The organism is Fibrobacter sp. UWH9 (assembly GCF_900129715.1).
Taxonomy (GTDB): Bacteria; Fibrobacterota; Fibrobacteria; order Fibrobacterales; family Fibrobacteraceae; genus Fibrobacter.
On the sequence record NZ_FQWP01000018.1, the window covers coordinates 15,807 to 34,139 of the forward strand.

At 46.7% G+C, this 18,333-nt stretch carries 9 protein-coding genes; 2 read left to right on the forward strand and 7 right to left on the reverse strand.

The window, feature by feature from the left end:
• Positions 1-38: 38 nt before the first annotated feature.
• The 7 genes from BUB94_RS12685 to BUB94_RS12715 all read right to left on the reverse strand — a co-directional run bounded on the left by BUB94_RS12685 (position 39) and on the right by BUB94_RS12715 (position 11,516).
• A complete protein-coding gene (locus BUB94_RS12685) occupies positions 39-1,553 on the reverse strand; it encodes a carboxypeptidase M32 (RefSeq protein WP_073237635.1) in 1,515 nt (504 codons plus the stop codon).
• A gap of 143 nt (positions 1,554-1,696) precedes the next feature.
• The gene (locus tag BUB94_RS12690) at positions 1,697-2,002 is read right to left on the reverse strand and encodes a hypothetical protein (protein WP_073158413.1); all 306 of its coding nucleotides are present in this window, start codon (positions 2,000-2,002) and stop codon (positions 1,697-1,699) included.
• Positions 2,003-4,192 (reverse strand): pectate lyase family protein, encoded by a 2,190-nt coding sequence (locus BUB94_RS12695; protein WP_073237638.1) that lies wholly within the window; start codon positions 4,190-4,192, stop codon positions 2,003-2,005.
• On the reverse strand, positions 4,185-5,108 hold the full coding sequence (locus BUB94_RS12700) for a TIGR02147 family protein (protein WP_073158408.1): 924 nt from the start codon (positions 5,106-5,108) through the stop codon (positions 4,185-4,187). Before BUB94_RS12700 ends, BUB94_RS12695 begins: the two co-directional genes overlap by 8 nt.
• A 118-nt stretch (positions 5,109-5,226) precedes the next feature.
• Complete coding sequence (locus BUB94_RS12705) at positions 5,227-7,026, reverse strand: GDSL-type esterase/lipase family protein (RefSeq protein WP_073237640.1); 1,800 nt, start codon at positions 7,024-7,026, stop codon at positions 5,227-5,229.
• Between the two features lie 10 nt (positions 7,027-7,036).
• On the reverse strand, positions 7,037-8,899 hold the full coding sequence (locus BUB94_RS12710; protein WP_249269304.1) for a GDSL-type esterase/lipase family protein: 1,863 nt from the start codon (positions 8,897-8,899) through the stop codon (positions 7,037-7,039).
• Positions 8,900-8,912: 13 nt separating this feature from the next.
• A complete protein-coding gene (locus BUB94_RS12715; protein ID WP_073158401.1) occupies positions 8,913-11,516 on the reverse strand; it encodes a rhamnogalacturonan lyase family protein in 2,604 nt (867 codons plus the stop codon).
• 250 nt (positions 11,517-11,766) lie between these two features.
• Here BUB94_RS12715 and BUB94_RS12720 point away from each other — a divergent pair, with 250 nt between their 5' ends.
• Both BUB94_RS12720 and BUB94_RS12725 read left to right on the forward strand, forming a co-directional pair.
• Positions 11,767-15,420, forward strand: a complete 3,654-nt coding sequence (locus tag BUB94_RS12720; RefSeq protein ID WP_073237643.1) for a response regulator — start codon at positions 11,767-11,769, stop codon at positions 15,418-15,420.
• 84 nt (positions 15,421-15,504) lie between these two features.
• Positions 15,505-18,330, forward strand: a complete 2,826-nt coding sequence (locus BUB94_RS12725; RefSeq protein ID WP_083538280.1) for an ATP-binding protein — start codon at positions 15,505-15,507, stop codon at positions 18,328-18,330.
• Positions 18,331-18,333 lie beyond the last annotated feature (3 nt).

Consider the following 18,333-nt stretch of genomic DNA (forward strand, 5'->3'; position numbering starts at 1 on the left):
ACATTTCAAAAACGCATTTGATACAAATTGTACCAAAATTACAGTTCATAAATCTCGCTGTATTTGCTTTCCAGATAGTCCAGGAAATCCGTGGGAGTAAAATCACGGCCCGTAATGTTCTTAATCCAGGTCTTTGGCGACTCCCTATCGGCGCGTGCCCACACGTTTTCGGTCATCCACCCGTTGATTTTTTTGAAATCGCCGGCAAGGACAGCAGACTTTATATCGAACTGCTTATTCATGGTGTTATAGTACATGGCATTATACATATTGCCCAAGGCGTACGTGGGGAAATAGCCAAATCCGCTGGTCCAGTGAACATCCTGAAGAATACCCTCCGCATCATGAGCCGGACGGATTCCCAGATATTCGGCATACTTGTCATTCCACAATTTCGGCAAGGCGGCAACATCCACGTCGGCACCACCATTCACAATCATCTTCTCGATTTCATAACGGATAATGATGTGGAAAGTGTAGGTAAATTCATCCGCTTCAGTACGGATCAGGCTAGGCGTTACCGTATTCATGGATTCATAGAATTCCTGTTCAGAAACGCCTTCAAAAACATTGGGGAAAAGTTCACAGCACTTGGGGTAAATCAGCGAAATGAATTCACGGCTGCGGCCAATGCGATTCTCATAAAATCTGCTGGTACTTTCATGCATTCCCATAGTCTTATTGAATTCAATAAAGTGGCTATAGTTTTCCTTAGGCTGGTTCTGTTCAAACAGCGCATGACCACCTTCATGAATAATACTGAAGATGTTGGAATAGAACATATCCGGGTAATAATGGGTCGTCACGCGAATATCATTCTTGCCAATTTCCGTAGTAAAGGGATGTTCCGTAGTGGCAAAGGCTCCGCGGTTAAAATCGAAGCCCATGGTTTCCAGCAGATACTGAGTACAAGTTTTCTGGGCCTCATCCTTTACAGGGCGGCTCAAGAAATCCGTGCGGATCTTTTTCTTGCTGTTCATGACGCGCTTAAGCAGCGGCACCAGGCGAGCCTTGCATTCGTTAAAACAATCATCCAGGTCTCGAGAAGACAAGCCCTGTTCATAACCGTCGAACAGAGTATCGTAGGGCGTTTCCTTACGTTCTTCATTGAGGTTCGCTTCACGAACCTGAATCTTCTGCACCTCGGCAAGACTTGGAGCAAAAATGCCAAAATCCTTCGACTTTTTCGCCTCAAGCCAATTAACATAAGCCTTGTTGTACGTCAGGGAACGTTCGTGCTGCATTTCGGGAGTCACGTTTTTTTCGCGGGCATAATCACGATGAAGACTTTCGGCCAGGCAGCGGTCAAATTCGTCAGTCAGTTCATCCCGATGATCATAGATGTACAGACAAGCCTCGATATAGGCGGCATCCTTCTGAAGGACAAAGGCCTTATTACTCAAGAAGGCATCCACCTCGCCTTGAGCATTCATCCCCTCCTTGGGGCAAATAGTCTGCATATCAAAATTCAATACAGCCGATGCCTGATTATACATGCGAACTTCAGACAGGATTTTTTTTACCAGAGACAAGGATTCGGAAAGTTTGGACATACGAGACCTCTAAAAAAAGACGTACTATACAGGGAATGTAATAGAAAAACGTCTAACCTTGAAAGACAGACAGATAATGGAAAATTCCAATAGTCAAAAACAACATGTTCCTGTTAATGCAAGAACCATGCCAACCATTGAATTCAGGAATTTTCGTCCTTGACGTTTTCGTTGTTCTTTTCGGCGGACTTTCTGGAGAATTCCTCTTCCGAGGCCTTGCGGGTCGCTTCCTGCAGTTCCTTCAGTTCCTGCCAGGTTGACTTTTCTTCTCCAGATTTTTCCTTAGTATTGAACAGGACACACAGCACGGCAAAAACGGCCATATAAAAGCCCATGGCCGCCACCACACCAAGAAGTTCATGTCCGGAAAGTTCAGCCACCTTCAGGTAGACAACCACAGAAAAGCCGGTTGATATCAGGAACAGAATTGCAGGAAGTTTTTGTTTCATTTAACGAGGTCCAGTTTTATCCTTGAGGGTCCAGGCAAGGTCTGCATCGGCAGGCTCTGCCAAATAACCATAGTCCGGTTTGTATTCCAGGGATGAAACTGAGACTTTCAGAGGATCACCGCCAACCGTATACCAGTTACCGACCATCTTGGGGAAGCCAACTGAAGTATCGATCGGAGCGCCTTCGTCATCAAAGAAACTGTAAACGAGCACAGGATCATCCATGTTGAACACGTTGCCTTCAATATAGCAACTGGCGGAGTCCGTGCATTCTACGGCATAGCGATCCAGGTTCTTAAAGAAGTTATTGAATGCATGCAGGCGACCGCGTCTTGCAAAAGCGCCAGACCAGCTCATATTATCAAAGAAATTGTGATGCAACGTCAAAGTCTGAGTCGATTCATCGATCAAATCCGGAGTCAGGCCAAAAAGGACACCCGTTTCTGCATTTTCAAAACGAGACCATGAAATAGTTACGTCATGGGAACCGCGTTTCACATCAACTTCGACAATGGGATATTCTTCAAAGGAGCAATGGTCAATCCACACATGATGGGTGTTATTGTGAAGAGAAATGGCCCTGCGATTTGCTGTATCGGAAACAACTGTCGACGGAGCAGAGAACGTCAGATTTTCAAAAATCAGGTTAGACGATTCCTCCGTCATAATTCCCATACCAGAAATGCGGATATCTCGACCGCGACCATCAAAAGTCTTGTTGGACTTAATTCGAAGAGCCGCCGTCAAATTATAAGTTCCGCTTTTCTCGAAAAGGATCCAGGTCGGTCCATCACGATAGGCGCAATCCCGCAAGGAACCGGGAGCGATTACGGCGGTAGTGGCCGCCTTTCCGGTAGAGTCCACATTGGTGGTATCTTCTACAATGATGTAATCCTCTGTTGTCGTAACAAGGCAAATTTCACCCTGGATAGAATCTGCAGCCAGGCTGTCGATGTAGCCTTCACCGCCACGAACACCCGATGCATAGCCGACAACTTCCCTCAATAAGGCCGCGTGATCCTTCCAGTCTGCAGGATAAGTTGAACGATCCTCGCCTACGCCCATTGAAATCTTTTTCAGGGATTCTTCAGAAACGCCGCCCAGGAACACATCATCCAGGAAGACGGTATCCCCAGCATTCACACTAAAGTCAATTCGGTTTACAGCAACTTTCTTCGACCCCACAGGAAGAGCGAATCCTTGCCAAACCTTTGACAGATCCACGTCAAACTCTATGCTCTTGGCAGAGCTATCATAAGCCGAAAGAGCCACATGCAAGGTTCCATGGCCACGGGCACTGAACATCAGGGAATCAAAGCCAGGCAATTCGTAATCAGTTCGATATCCGCCCAGCAAGAAACCCAAGTGCGTCGAAGAACGAGAGGATTTACCTTCTCCAAAAATTCGGGCGCAACCACCCGACGCACAGCCATCATTACCAGAGAATGTCTGCGTCAGGGATTCATCCCAGAGGGGCATCAAGTTCTGGCCATCGGCATCCATGGTAAACCACCAGCCATCACCAAGAATAGCTCCCGTGGCAGAAATTCCGCTAAAGCTTTCGAAATCTTCCACAGCAAAACCACGGGGAGCGCCCAGGTTTATTTCGGGCACGGTTTCACCGGCAGATGCGCTCAACTTGATTGTACCGCGGTTGCTTCGGCTCTCGATAAGAACTTCAAAATTTCCGGCAGGAAGGGAATCAATTACAAAATGTCCAGCGCTATCGGGAACTACAAAACGTTCCAAGCCAGGAATTCTAATGACAGAAGGACCTTGCCCAGGTGCAACAAAGCCCTCGATGGTAGTGAGTGCGCCAAGTGCAATGGAATCAACAGCAGACACTTCCTGCAGCTCTACGGACTTGGTAAATACGGCACCTAATGCAGAGGAATCACTTTCTCCACGGATTTCTACAGAGTATTCACCAGGATCCACAGTTAGCTTTACATAACCGCGGTCATCCGTATCAGACCATTCTTCCTGAGACAAGCCGTCAGACAAATATCCTACCGGCAACACGCGAATACGGGACTTGGCAGCAGGCGCACCATCCGCCAATTGGATCTGCAAGGCAATTGTAGATTCAGCTTCGGTACCACCGGCAACTTCATCCTTGTCATTGGAACAGGATGTTGTCAATGCAGCGAGAGCTCCACCCAAAATCAACCAGAAGGGCTTTTTAATCATTGGAAGCCTCCATCTGTTCGCCTGCAACTTCGTCGTTAACTTCGTTGCGGATTTCTTCACCGATAATACGACGCTTACGTCCACGCCTTACGGGAGGTGGATAAGGATCGCTTAAAGGGAACAACTGCATCCCCAACTGGAAAACTCGATTGGGTTTCTGGCATTGATTCACCTTGGCCAGAACTTCGCGACGGAAACGGCGAACCATTTCAACCAATTCCTTATAGGTATCTTCATCGCAACCAAATGCCAAAGTAGAGAGGTTTCGTTCCTCTCGTTCAAAGCGGTCAATAGCCGATGTAGCCACATCCAGATTCTGCTGGATGTAAGAATTAACCGCCGTGCTATAGGATTCGCTTCCGCTAGAAATCAAGCCCTGGGTCTGTTCATAAAAACCAGTTTCCGGATTCTTGCGGATCATGGAAAGACGTTCCAGCAAGGCCACAGAGGATTTCACCTGACTAGCGGAAATCGGCGGACGGACCATGAGGCCCAAGGCCGCATCATCCCCCACATAAGGGTAGAAGGTAATCAATTCGCGAATAACCGCATGATACCAGTGATCAAAATATTCAAACTGGTCGCGGGCCACATTTTCGACTTTGCATTCCTTGGTGGCCACCAACTTTTCGAGGTACTGGCGACTTTCGGAATGGTTTTTGGCCTGATTGAAAGAGACCATGTCCGCGAAATACTGTTTTTCGCGACCGTCATTGCAGAACAGGTCTGCAAAAACTTGAACCAGACGCGGAGTCAAGTTGCGTTTGCCCTGAAGAATCTTATTGAACATGGAGCCATCGATTCCGGCCTTTTCTGCGATAAAACGGTGGCTGAAACGCCATTCAGCCGCATGCCGTTCTTCGTAGGCATCCTTCAGGAAATCGCGATAGTTCAAGTATTCAAAAAGATTCACCATAATTTACAATATACAAAAATGACGATCGAAGTCTACAGTTTAAACATTAAAAACGTCTACAGTTTAGAATAACCGTAGCGCAACAAGCACTACGGTTGTTCCAAATCACAACTAAGAATTACTTAGCTTTCTTGTTAAGGTATACGCCGTGAGAAGCCTTGGATCTGACAGTACGACCAAGCAGATTCACCTGTTCGGTGCGGCCATTTATCTGAACATTCTGGCGGACAGTTCGACGAATGGATACATTGCAATCTTCATCGCCTTCGGCACAGACAGAACTGCTGGACTGATCGGAACTACTGGAGCTTTCAGGAGCAGGTTCTGCACCAATACGGTAAACGTCCTTGATGTCAAAGCCAACCATATCAATATTGGGGCCGCCGTCAGAAGTTAAAGACGTAAACTTCAGATCGAAATCGCAAGCATCCAGCCACACGTCATCTACATAGACCGTATCCCAGGTATCCCAGTTTGCACTAGGCGGAAATTCCACTTCGTACGTTTTAGCATCCACCTGAACACTCATCTTACTTGTAGTGGTTTTACCATTGCAGTAACGAATAAACATTCTTGCATTGGAGGCAGACTGATAAGAAGTCATCTTGTAGGTAGCGTAACGGCCCGTAGCATTGTCAAAGTTGAAGAAGCCCTTTCCACTAAAGCCTACATGGTTTGCTTCAGTCCAACCCTGAACATCCTCCCCTACGTTGGGATAAGACAAGTCGCTTACGCTAGGCCATTCTTTTGAGCCTTCAAGAATTTCAAACTTGATTATTTCACTACTAGAAGAAACGCTCGGCCCCTCGCTAGCACTGGATCCCGGCACAGGAATATTTTCTTCGCCGTGAGCCGTCGTGACGCAGTTTGCACCACCTTCGAACATCGCGGTAAAGGTGATATCGCGGTAGGGCATTTTGACCTTGTAATAGTTGGAATCAGCAGTTACCTTATTGCAATCATCATCAGCCCAGTACTGGAATTTCTTGCCGAAACTTCCCGGAGAAACATGAAGATTCAAGGCGGCGCCACCAGGCAAATTCTGGTTATGGGTAATAAGGCCACTGCCTGAAACATTGGCCTTTACGGTCAACTTGTAGGTCGGAGCAATTACGCCCACCAAAGTAGTCAAGGCGGCCTTTTCAGAAGCATTTACAGAAGAACTATTCAAGTTTTCACGAAGGCCATCCATGATAAGCTGCGCATGAACTACAGAACCGGATTCCTGGAAATGGGTGGTACCGTCATTGGTAACGCCATTGGGATAATTGGGGTATTCTCCTGGCAGGAACATCTTGAAAACGTAACGGGAAATGTAGGCGGAGCTTAGCTGCGTATACAGATTATAAGTCTTTGTGGTAAGGTCAACAAAGGGAACACCATTCTTCTGGGCGACTTCCTTAATCTTATCCTTTACAGGATATTCCTTATTCTTGTGGGCAGCATCCGTAAGATTATTATCGAATACGTTACGAGGGTAAGTATTCAGCATCAGGGGGCTCATAAGAACAATGTGAGCACCCTTGCTTTTAGCCCCGTCAACATATTTCTGGAACCAATAAGCACTGGAATCAATGGGAACGTAGCGATCCGCCTTGGAGTAGTCACGATCATTGGTTCCCATCTGAACAAAGATGTAATCACCTGGTTGTGTCGCAGCCAAAACTGAATTTAGACGACCATCGTTAATAAAGGATTTGGAACTACGACCACCAATGGCGTAGTTAATCACCTTTACACGGGACTGATCAAAGAAAGGAGCCAGAACCTGGCCCCAACCGGTCTGCGGATAAGCATTTTCCTTGTAATCGCAAACCGTGGAGTCTCCAATCACGTGAATGGTAAAACTCGTCGTATCGCTAACGGCAACACTTGTAAAAAGAGCAGCAGCGGAAAAATACTTCAAAAGTTTATTCATTTTGCCACCCTTACTTTGTCTTTGCCATAGTCTGATGAATAAGCTGGGAACCCTTGCGGATAACCACATGGTAAAGGCCAGAAGTTTTTACCATTCCGTCAAATTCAGCAGAAGAAATTTTGTTGCCCACAACCATCTGCTTCTTGGCAACAAGCTTACCATGCATATCGAAAACGCTAACCGAGGCTTCGCCCATCTGCGGAAGATTCAGGGAGGCATTCACAAATCCAATAGAGGAATCGTTCTTCAGGGAATCTGCAGCGGCAATGGAATCCTTTTCAGCCTGTTCCTTGGCAATGACTTCTGCAACACATGCTGTATCAGAAACTCGACAAACATCATCAATGCTGAAACCGAAGGCGTCAATATTGGGAGCACCATCAGATGTCAAGCTGATAAACTTCAAATCGGCTTCACCAAGGGGTGCATCCATAACAACATATGCGGTATCCCACTTGTCCCAGCCACCAGTTGGAGGAGCATTCAGGTAGTAGTCATGATCCAGATAAGCGTTAAACATACGGTCAGAAGTTCCGCCATTAGCATAACGCACGGCAAGAGTCACATAGCCTGCCCCCGGGAAACGCATTCTATAGGTACCAAAGGAATTCTTCTCGTTGGCAAAGTTAAAGAAGCCTTCACCCGTATGGGCCCAGTTGTCTTCAGAGAAACCAACACCTGTATCCGGCTTAAAGGCATCAAAATATTTCTTGATGTCCTTATTTACAGCCACTCCATTAGTATCGCTTCCGCCGATGGGAGTGAACGGTTCAAAAGTCACATCATCAAGACTCGTAGGAGTTGTTGTGGGGAAGCTAGTCAAAGCCTTTCCGTCACCCTCATACTTTACGGCAGAACCACCTTCATAAACGGCTGTATACTGGGTAGACTTATTGCCCATCTTGAAAGTATAGATGTACTGAGATTTAACGGTAGAAATGGCATTACCGCTAACCTTATTTCCATTACCATCATACCAGCCCAGGAATTTCTTGCCGCTCTTGGGAACGGTCTTCAACATGACAGTCATACCTTCGGGATAATAGGCACCAATAGATGTTGCTTCAGCAGCACCTTCCGGAGAAACCTTCACGTCCACCTGGTACATAGGAGCCATGTAATTGCCCAACTTCTTTACCACAGGGTCGGAATGAGCACGCATCTGTTCGGTAATAATACGGCCAAAGGCATTGGCTCCATTCATCTGCAGATGAACGGCATCAGTCTGGTCAGACTTCAAATTGCTGTATTCAGCAGAAGTGGCGTAGTTGAAGATAAACTGCTGGGCGTAATATTCACCCACAGAAATCATGTAGTTTGCCACCAGTTCACTCATGTCGATAAATGGAATATCAAGGCTATCGGCAATGGCCTTGGCACGAGCAGGATAACCGCGGTAGCTGTTATGGATCTGCGTCGGAGAATCGTAATAGAGTCGACGAATAGGGCTCATGATAATGGGATAAGCCCCCTTTGCACGAGCTTCCTTTGCCATGGTGGCCATAGCTACGGTAAACTTAGCTTCGTCACTCTTGCTCACATCATTGATACCGAACTGAATTACCGCATAGTCGCCAGCCTTCAGCTTGCTCACAATGCAGTTGCCCTGAGTACAATCGCTCTTCCAGAAAAGTTCGTAATAGCCATCGGCCGCCATACCGCCCTGACCGCGATTAACCACGGTAGCCAAGCCAGAATCAAACCAATAATGGAAATCCTGCCCCTGGCCCTGCTTGGGGCAGTAACCACTAGCCCAGTCCTGCATGGTGGAGTCTCCACACATATAGATAACAACCTGAGCCAAAGCGGCAGGAGCCGCTAACATAGAAGCCACGACGGCGCCCTGCCAAAACTTACCAGAAAAGAACTTCATACCCATAACACTACTACTTCAAGGAGAAACTGGACTTAGCAATAGTCTTGCCGTTCAACATAACCTTCACAACGTAATTGCCCTTAGGCAGCAAATCTCGATCGATATTCAGCACAGACTGACCTGCAGGAACCTTAGCATCCATGCTACCCACAATCTGGCCGCGCATATCGTAAATGCGAACTTCTGCATAACCAGAAAGATTGGTGCGCAAGATACCTGTATTGGGATTATAGGCATTCACGCCAGCAGCAAAGGGAACGGGAGCAAGAACAGTACCCGGATTTTCAGGATCCGTCGGCTCAGGAACTTTCTGGTTATTATAGAGTTCAATGCCATCCATACCAAAGGTAAAGGTATCCACATTGGGACCACCATCAGAAGTGGTAGAAGACAATTTCAGAGTATTCTTACCGGCCTTGAGCGCTACATTTACAGTTACTTCCGTGTAGGTTGTCCAACCACCGGGAACAAATTCCACGGTACCTGCAGACTTGCCATTTACAGTAAGAGTCATGTTACGATTGGAATTTCCACCATTGGCAAATCGAATGGTCAAGGTAGTCTTTACATCCTGGGGAGAGTAGATTTCCCACACGCCATAACTGCCAATGCTGTTATCAAAATTGTAGAAGCCATCCTGTTCAAAGCCTGCATTATCCGTCTGACATTCAAAGCCAACACCATCTACAGGTTTGCAGATTTCCAGCGCAGACGTTCCATCCTTAATAACCGGATATTCATCGGTTTCATCAGGAACAGAAACAATGGGTTCGCCCACAATCTGAATTTCAGGAGCAGTTAATTTCTTGACAGCATCCGGCAGGTAATAACCCAGGTGAGGCGGCTGATTGTAGGCAGTATTCTGCCAAGCAATAGCTGTACGATAAACCGGATCATGCATCAAGGTGTACACACGATAAGGTGAGGTCACCGGAGTGCCGATGATGTAGAGAACGGACGGGTCTTCGGAATTACGAACCACCAGTTCTTCGCGCCAGTCACCAAAGAGGTCTGCCACCAGACTGGGAGTGTTCTTGGTGCCGTTACAACCTGTTGCGCCAAGAGCCTTTGAGCCATCGAAATAAGTTTCAGATTCTCTCTTAGTGATGTTAAACTTCGTTACATAAGCGCCATCAAGAAGTTCGTCCTGCAAGTCACCATCAAAGTAAATACGGAAGTTAGTGGAAACCGCAGGAGAGCCCATGGACTTGCCCTTGATATCATGCATGCCGCCACTATAGCTGGACCACACTTCGAAGCCACGATGAGTAGAATCAATGTCAGCAGCCATGCCGCGACCATTATCCTTACCCGGCTGCGGAGTACCCCAAATAATGGTTCCATCGGGTGCGCGAACTTCATCGGTATACTTGGCATCAGTATGTTCATGCACATCAAAGAATTCCAGGCCAGGAAGATCCGGATCCAAGTCAGACAAATGACCTGCATCCCCATGACCCAACTGAGTGGAATAACGGAGAGTACCGTCGTGATTCAAAGCGGCACCGCCGAAAACGATTTCATCATAGCCATCCCCATCAATATCGCCGGTAACAATATTGTGGTTGCCCTGGGCATAGAAACCCTGGCCAGGATCTTCAGATTTGTGATACCAGCGCTGTTTCAAAGTCTTGCCGTCAAAATCGTAGGCAACAATGTAGGAGGAGCTATAGTAGCCGCGGATAAAGATCGCACTGGGATGAACGCCGTCCAGGTAGGCAGTGGCGGCAATATAGCGTTCGCAACGGTTACCGTAGTTATCGCCCCAGTAGCCCTTCTTATCCACGCCCTTTACGTGCTGGTTGATATTACGGCTGGGAACAAAATCAATGGTAGTGATGGCGGCACCATCTACACCACGAAAAACTGTAAGGTATTCGGGGCCATCAAGAACAGTTCCACCGGAATTACGGTAATCCTTGGACTTGTCGCCAATGGCCTTGCCCGTACCGTCAATGGTTCCGTCGGCAGTCTTCACGATCATTTCGGCCTTGCCGTCACCATCGTAGTCATAGACCTGGAACTGGGTATAATGGGCGCCAGCACGGATATTCTTACCCATGTCGATACGCCACAAACGGGTTCCATCCAACTTATAGGCATCAATGAATACGGTGCCTGTGTAACCACCCTGGGAGTTATCGTGGGCATTGGACGGATCCCACTTCAAAATCAATTCAAGTTCGCCGTCACCATCCAGGTCAGCAGCGCTCATGTCGTTAGGAGTATATGTGCAGATTTCACCATCAGGCATGGTCTGCTTTGCGGGAACTTCAAGTTTAATGGTCTTGTAGGGGAAAGACTTTCCGCTATTAGAAACGGTCTGGCCCAAAACTACAGATAATCCAGATTTGGCACTTTCCTTACCATTCAAGACAGCAGTCACCTGATATCCGGAAGAAGTCTTACCTTCTGCATCCAGATAGTTTGTGCCATCGGTTCCCTTGATGGACGCAATCTTTGTACCATCCCTATAAAGATTAAACTCCGTTTGCGGATCATCAGAGCCTAGTAAGCGCCAGCTTACCAGCATACCCTTACCCACATTCGCAGCAACAAGACCGCGAGTCAAATTTTCCATCTGCTTGGGAGCAGCGAAAACCAAACTATTCATGCTCAAAAGAGCAGACCCAATAAGTAATGCCTTTGAAATATTACGCATACACACCACACCTATCTTAAAACTGTAGACAAATATATACTAAAATTGTCCACAGTTGCACTTTTGTAAGATATTTTTATTGACATTCTGTCAACATCCCTTAAAAAAATACCCCGATATGGAATGATAAAATCGTTTAACATTTATCATTTTTTCTTACAAAAAACTATCATTTATGATTGAATAGACTCTAGAGTGCCCTATGAAAAGATTTTTCTCATATTTTTTCGCAATTATTCTGGCTTTCGCCTACACAGCAAACGCCCAACCTGGGCCTAAAAATGTCCACAATCGTGGAGACAAGAAGCCAAAGACTGTCCGTGTAGGATACTATCAGAACGAAAGTTTTCAGGAAGGCGGACAGGGATCTCCGCTGTATGGCTTCGGTTACGAATATTACCAACGCGTCGCCCAGTACTCTGGCTGGCGTTACGAGTATGTCTACGGACCCTATGAAGAACTCTATCAGAAATTCATTGACGGCGAAATAGACCTGTTTGCAGGTCTCGCCCGCACCCCGGAACGAGAGGCCAAAATGTTCTTCCCTCAAGCTCCCATGGGCCGCGACATCTACCATTTGATCAAGAAATCCAACAACACGTCTATTCACGAGGATCCTACCTCCCTCCAGGACAAGAAAATCGGGACACTCCGCGGAGCTATGGAACTGGCACTCATTACGCTTCTGCAATCCAGACATGTCAAAGCCAACATTATCGTATTCGATGACATTAGTTCCCGAGACCAGGCCCTGAGCACAAATTCCATTGACGCCGCCATCGTTGAAAACGCAGGATCCAGTGTTCAGGAAGGTACAGAAACTTTCTTGAGAATGGGAAATACAAATTTTTATCTGTGCGTTACCAAGAAACGCCCCGACCTATTTGGTGAGTTAAACCGGGCCATCGGACAGTTAATGACCGACGACCCGATTATCATGGCCAAACTGTACGACAAGTACATGCGCGCCGGTGCCGCCTCAAAAACATTGACATTGCCAGAAAAGATTTGGCTTGCAAACCACGACACCATCAGGATCGGCTATCTCCGCAACATGCTCCCCTACAGCGACGACAGGGATAACGACAAAAACGCGGAACAAAACCACTCAGACCGCATCGTAGCAAGCAGCGACAAGCCCTCAGGCATCGTGAGCGAAATATTCCCTGAAATGGCAGGTCACATCACTTCGAAAAAATTATTCCTCAAGTATAAGGGATACGATTCCTACGATGAAATGATTTCCGCCCTTGTCAAGGGCGAACAGGACGTAGCCTTCCCTGCAGGAGGCAGTCTATATAGGGCAGAACAGGCGGGAATCCGAGAATCAGCCCCAGTCATACGATCCGAATTGAACCTAGTCTACAAGAACGTCTTCAACAAGAATACGGTTTCCAGTTTTGCAGTCAACAAGAACAACAGGGTCATGGATTACAACATCCAGGACAACTTCCCCAATGCAAAAATCGTTTATTACAATTCAATCCAGGAGTGCCTTGACGCCGTACAGAAAGGCCAGGTCAATGCAACAATTCTAGGAAATCTCCGATCCATCCACCTACTAAAGAACCGCCAATATTCTAACCTGTCGGTTAAGTTGCTAAACATCCCCGACGACAAGTATTTCGGCGTTGCCAACGGAAACGAACCTTTCCTGAAGATATTGAATCGAGGAATTGCATTGACAGGCGCAGAATATACGTTAAACCTGGCCTATCAGTACGCAGAAAAACTGTATCAGCCGAGTCTAGTAGAAACAATTTCCGACCATGCAGCGCTCTTCTTCTCGCTGCTTGCCGCATTTTTCGTATTGATATCCGCATTCATCATCAGCCGCTACAGACGAATCAAGAGGGAAACCGCCAGGGAAAAGGAACAAAACGAACGACTCAGTATGCAGTTGGACGTGATTAACTCCATTAGCGACTTGTACCATAGTGTATTCCTGGTCAACATTCCCCAAAATACCTTCACCATTCTACATACATTCGAATCCATTGAAAAAGCCGTCGGACATTTAAGAAATGACGCCCAGCAGGCATTGAACCAGATGGCTGAGAACATGATTCAGGACAAGTTCAAGCCTATTATACGAGAATTCAACAATATCGCCAGCTGGAAAAACAAACTGGCAAATTCAGATTCCATTTATGAAGAGTACGTCGGTAAAATTCAAGGTTGGTGCGGAGTCAGCATCATTGTAGCCCGTCGCAACGAAAAGGGCGAGCCGACGCACGTACTCTACATTTCACAGGAAATCAACCGTCAGAAAAAGACGGAACAGAACCTGCAGGAAGCTCTTGAACAGGCGGAACAGGCAAACAAGGCCAAGACGTTCTTCCTGAACAACATGAGCCACGATATCCGCACCCCCATGAATGCCATTATCGGTTTCACGACACTCGCCGCCACTCACATGGACGACAAGGAAAAACTTTCTGACTACCTCGGAAAGATTACCACCTCCAGTGAACATCTCCTGTCCCTGATTAACGACGTTCTTGACATGCGCCGCATCGAAAGCGGGAAGGTCAAGTTGGAAGAACGCGAATGTCATCTGCCTGACCTGCTCCACGACATCAAGACTATCGTACAGGCAAACATCCTCCGCAAACAGCAGGAGCTGTTTATCGACGCCATGGACGTAGTCAACGAAGACGTCATTGTAGACAAACTCCGTCTAAACCAGGTCTTGTTAAACCTTCTGAGCAATGCAATCAAGTTCACCCATAACGGAGGCACAATTAGCCTGAGGGTTCTTGAAAAGCCTTGCACCACTAAGGATTACGCCCGATACGAGTTCAGCGTCAAGGACAACGGTATCGGTATTAGCGAAGAATTCCAGAAGCATATTTTTGATGCTTTCTCCAGAGAAGAATCCTCCACTGTTTCCGGCATCCAGGGAACTGGCCTGGGTATGGCCATTACCAAGAACATCGTCAATATGATGAACGGAAACATCGAAATCGTTTCTGCAGAAGGTAAAGGCACAGAATTTATCGTCTCCCTGGAATTTAAACTGTGTAAGGGTCCCACAAGAAACGTTTCCGTATCTCAGCTTATGGGCTTGAGAGCCCTGATTGTCGATGACGATTCCAACACCTGCCTAAGTGTAAGCAAGATGTTGAGAACTATCGGCATGCGCCCGGAATGGACAATATCCGGAAGAGAAGCAGTCCTTAGAACCCAAGACGCAGTGGATCAGGGAGAAGACTTCCACACGTTCATTATTGACTGGCAGATGCCAGACATGAACGGCATTGAAACCGTACGCCGAATCCGCAAGATTATCGGAGAAGGAAAACAGATTATTATCCTTACCGCATATGACTGGAGCGAAATTGAAGAAGAAGCGCTTAAGGCAGGCGTAACCGCGTTCTGTTCTAAGCCGCTATTCATGTCGGAACTGCGCGATGTATTGACCAGACCGGCCGGAACAGCCAAGAATAAAACTGTCAACGGATACGACTTCAAGGGAGCACCCATCTTACTGGCAGAAGACAACCCGCTTAACCAGGAAATCGCTTCTACGCTGCTTACCGAAGCCGGCTTTGAAGTGACCGTAGTGAACAACGGTAAAGAAGCTGTCGATAAAATCAACGAAGTTCCGGCAAACACTTTCAAGCTGATCCTGATGGACATCCAGATGCCCATTATGGACGGTTACGAAGCTTCCAGACAAATTAGAAGTCTAGCCGATTCCGAGAAGTCAACTATTCCTATTGTCGCCATGACGGCGAATGCCTTTGACGAAGACCGCAAGAAGGCCTTTGACGCAGGAATGAACGGACATGTGGCAAAGCCCATCAACGTGGAAAAGCTGATGGAGACTCTCAAGATCATCTTGAAAAATTAATCAGCAGACCTTTCCAAAAGGGCTTTAGTAATATTTAAATAAGATTTCTATTCTATATTTCAAACCAAGCTGTAAAGGTTTGGTATGATTCGTAGTAAAGTTGAGCCCCTGTCTATTGTAAGACTCTTATTACTCGTGGCAACATTCGTCGTGATGTTCGCCAGTAGCCCGGCCGTCGCCGATTCCGCGGAAAAAATCGTCAAGGTCGGCTGGTACCATAGCGATATGTTCCAAGAGGGAATGAGCGACGATGAGCCCAAAAGAGGTTACGCCTACGAATACCTTCTAAAAATCGCAGACTACAGCGGTTGGCAGTTCTCTTACGAGTACGGCCAATGGGTCGACCTATTAGAAAAACTTGAAAACGGCGACATCGACGTCCTTGCCGGAGTTTCGTACACCAAGGAACGTAGCTCCAAGATGCTGTTTCCCATTCATGCCATGGGAACCGACAGATACTACCTGTATCAGCACGACAAAAAGCGGACCATGGACGTTTCCGACATCACGACCTTTATCGGGAAAAAAATCGGTTGTATCAACAACAACCGCATGACCACGCACCTGATCCAATGGGCCGAAGAAAACCAGGCAAGCCTAGACTACATCTACTATGACGGATTCCGCGGACGAGACGAAGATTTCACCAACGGTAAACTAGACGGCATTGTCGCAACAGACAACAACATCAACACCACCGTTGGTTACTCGCCCGTAGCCAAAGTGGGTGAAGAACCATTCTACCTGGCCGTTGCCAAGAAGCGCAAGGACCTCTTGACCGACTTAAATCGATCTCTTGAAATTTTGCAAGAGATGAACCCCTATTTTCTTCAAAGTCTGCAGTACAAAAGCTATGGGGCCACCATGGCCAATAGCCAACTTTCTGAAGAAGAGTTGCAGTGGGTTTCTACCCATGACACACTGCGCATCGGATATCTAGGAGACTACCTCCCCTACAGCAAGAGCGATAAGGACGGAAACGCCTACGGGCTGATTACCGAAGTTATGGACGCCGCTCTCGACCATCTAAAACTAAGGGATTCGCTCGTCGTATCCTACCAGTCGTTCTACAGTTTCCAGCCAATGATCGACGCACTGACCGAAAATCAAATTGACGCAATTTTCCCCATCGGAGGGCAAATCTGGGATATTGACAGAAGTGGAATGAACACTACCACCGCAGTGGTTTCAACAGGGTTAGACCTTGTCTACCAGGGTAACTTAAGTCAAGAAAAGATCAAACTTTTTGCAATCAACAAGAACAACGAACTGCAAGAAAAATTCGTCAAGAGAAACTACCCCGACGCAGAAATTCTTTACAAGAATTCAATCGAAGATGCTCTTTATGCAGTCAAGAACGAAAACGCGGTCACCATCATCAACGGCCTTCGCGTAAATTTGATTCGCAGCAACAGCGAATTCAACAACCTCTCATTGATGCAATTGAACGCCTCCGGCAACAGCTACCTGGGCGTCAAGAAGGGGAATGTGGGCCTGCTCCTCCTACTGAACCGAGGTCTAAAGTTGACCGGCCGAGATTTTGGCATCAATACAGCCTACAAATACATGGACGAATTCTACAACGTCACATTCATTGATTTTGTAAAAAGCCGCATTATTTCCATCGGTTCAATTTTCCTTGGAATTATGTTGCTCATCATAATTCTTCTTAACAGAAACATCTACCACACCAAAAAAGATGCACTTGAAAAAGAAAGGCTGAACAAAAAACTGGAATTTTCTCGCAAACAGGCAGAAGAAGCGAATAACGCCAAAACAACGTTCCTGTTCAACATGAGCCATGACATTCGAACCCCCATGAATGCCATCATAGGCTTCACAGACCTTCTGCAAAAATACCAGGAAGATCCAGAGAAACGAAACAATTACCTCAAGAAAATCCAAGACTCCAGTACAACACTCCTGTCCATCATTAACAACGTGTTGGAAATGGCTCGCATTGAAAAGGGCGCCGAAAAAATTGAAGAAAACGCCTGGAGTACGGAACAGTTTAACGACACCTTATTTTCCGTTTTTCAGGAAATGATGAAGAACAAGGGAATCAAGTTCACCCGAACCATAGAAGTCCAGCACCACAACGTGTTGTGTGACACTATCAAAATGCGTGAAATATTCCTGAACATTCTTTCCAACGCCTACAAATACACCACCTACGGTGGCAGTGTCCATATGAACTTGAAGGAACTGCCCTACAATACCGAGGGATGGTGTCTCTATCAAACTACAATTACCGACACCGGTTGTGGAATGTCCAAGGAATTCCTCCCCCATGTATTTGAAGAATTCGCTCGAGAAAATACCTCTATCGGAAATAGGATTGAAGGTTCAGGTCTTGGCATGTCAATCGTCAAGAGACTTGTGGATCTGATGAACGGAACCATAGAAGTCCATAGCGAAAAGGGAATCGGAACCACATGCATTGTTACGGTTCCCCACAAGATTGCACGCGAAGAGGATTTGCTAGTTCATGCAAATAAAAAATTCAGTCAGGAATCCTTCAAGGGTTATAGAGTTCTTCTGGCCGAAGACAACGATCTAAATGCAGAAATCACCACAACACTTCTGACAGAGGTGGGATTCGCTGTAGATCGCGCCGTAGACGGGCATTGTTGTGCAGAACTGTTAAGCAAGGCAAGCGACAATTACTACAACATAATCCTTATGGACATCCAGATGCCCAAAATTAACGGTTATGAAGCAACTCGCATTATCCGCAGTCTGAGCGACACCAAGAAAGCGACAATTCCAATTATTGCTCTCACAGCTAACGCATTCGAAGAAGATAAACGAGCCGCATTTATGGCAGGCATGAACGGCCACCTATCCAAGCCAATCAATGTCAAAATGCTCTTGCAGGAACTTACGAGAATTCTCGGTAACCAAAACTAGAGA

Bases quoted from the DNA above. Each gene is read 5' to 3' on its own strand.
- BUB94_RS12685 (WP_073237635.1), bottom strand. From the start codon at position 1,553: ATGTCCAAACTTTCCGAATCCTTGTCTCTGGTAAAAAAAATCCTGTCT.
- BUB94_RS12690 (WP_073158413.1), bottom strand. From the start codon at position 2,002: ATGAAACAAAAACTTCCTGCAATTCTGTTCCTGATATCAACCGGCTTT.
- BUB94_RS12695 (WP_073237638.1), bottom strand. From the start codon at position 4,192: ATGATTAAAAAGCCCTTCTGGTTGATTTTGGGTGGAGCTCTCGCTGCA.
- BUB94_RS12700 (WP_073158408.1), bottom strand. From the start codon at position 5,108: ATGGTGAATCTTTTTGAATACTTGAACTATCGCGATTTCCTGAAGGAT.
- BUB94_RS12705 (WP_073237640.1), bottom strand. From the start codon at position 7,026: ATGAATAAACTTTTGAAGTATTTTTCCGCTGCTGCTCTTTTTACAAGT.
- BUB94_RS12710 (WP_249269304.1), bottom strand. From the start codon at position 8,899: ATGAAGTTCTTTTCTGGTAAGTTTTGGCAGGGCGCCGTCGTGGCTTCT.
- BUB94_RS12715 (WP_073158401.1), bottom strand. From the start codon at position 11,516: ATGAATAGTTTGGTTTTCGCTGCTCCCAAGCAGATGGAAAATTTGACT.
- BUB94_RS12720 (WP_073237643.1), top strand. From the start codon at position 11,767: ATGAAAAGATTTTTCTCATATTTTTTCGCAATTATTCTGGCTTTCGCC.
- BUB94_RS12725 (WP_083538280.1), top strand. From the start codon at position 15,505: ATGATTCGTAGTAAAGTTGAGCCCCTGTCTATTGTAAGACTCTTATTA.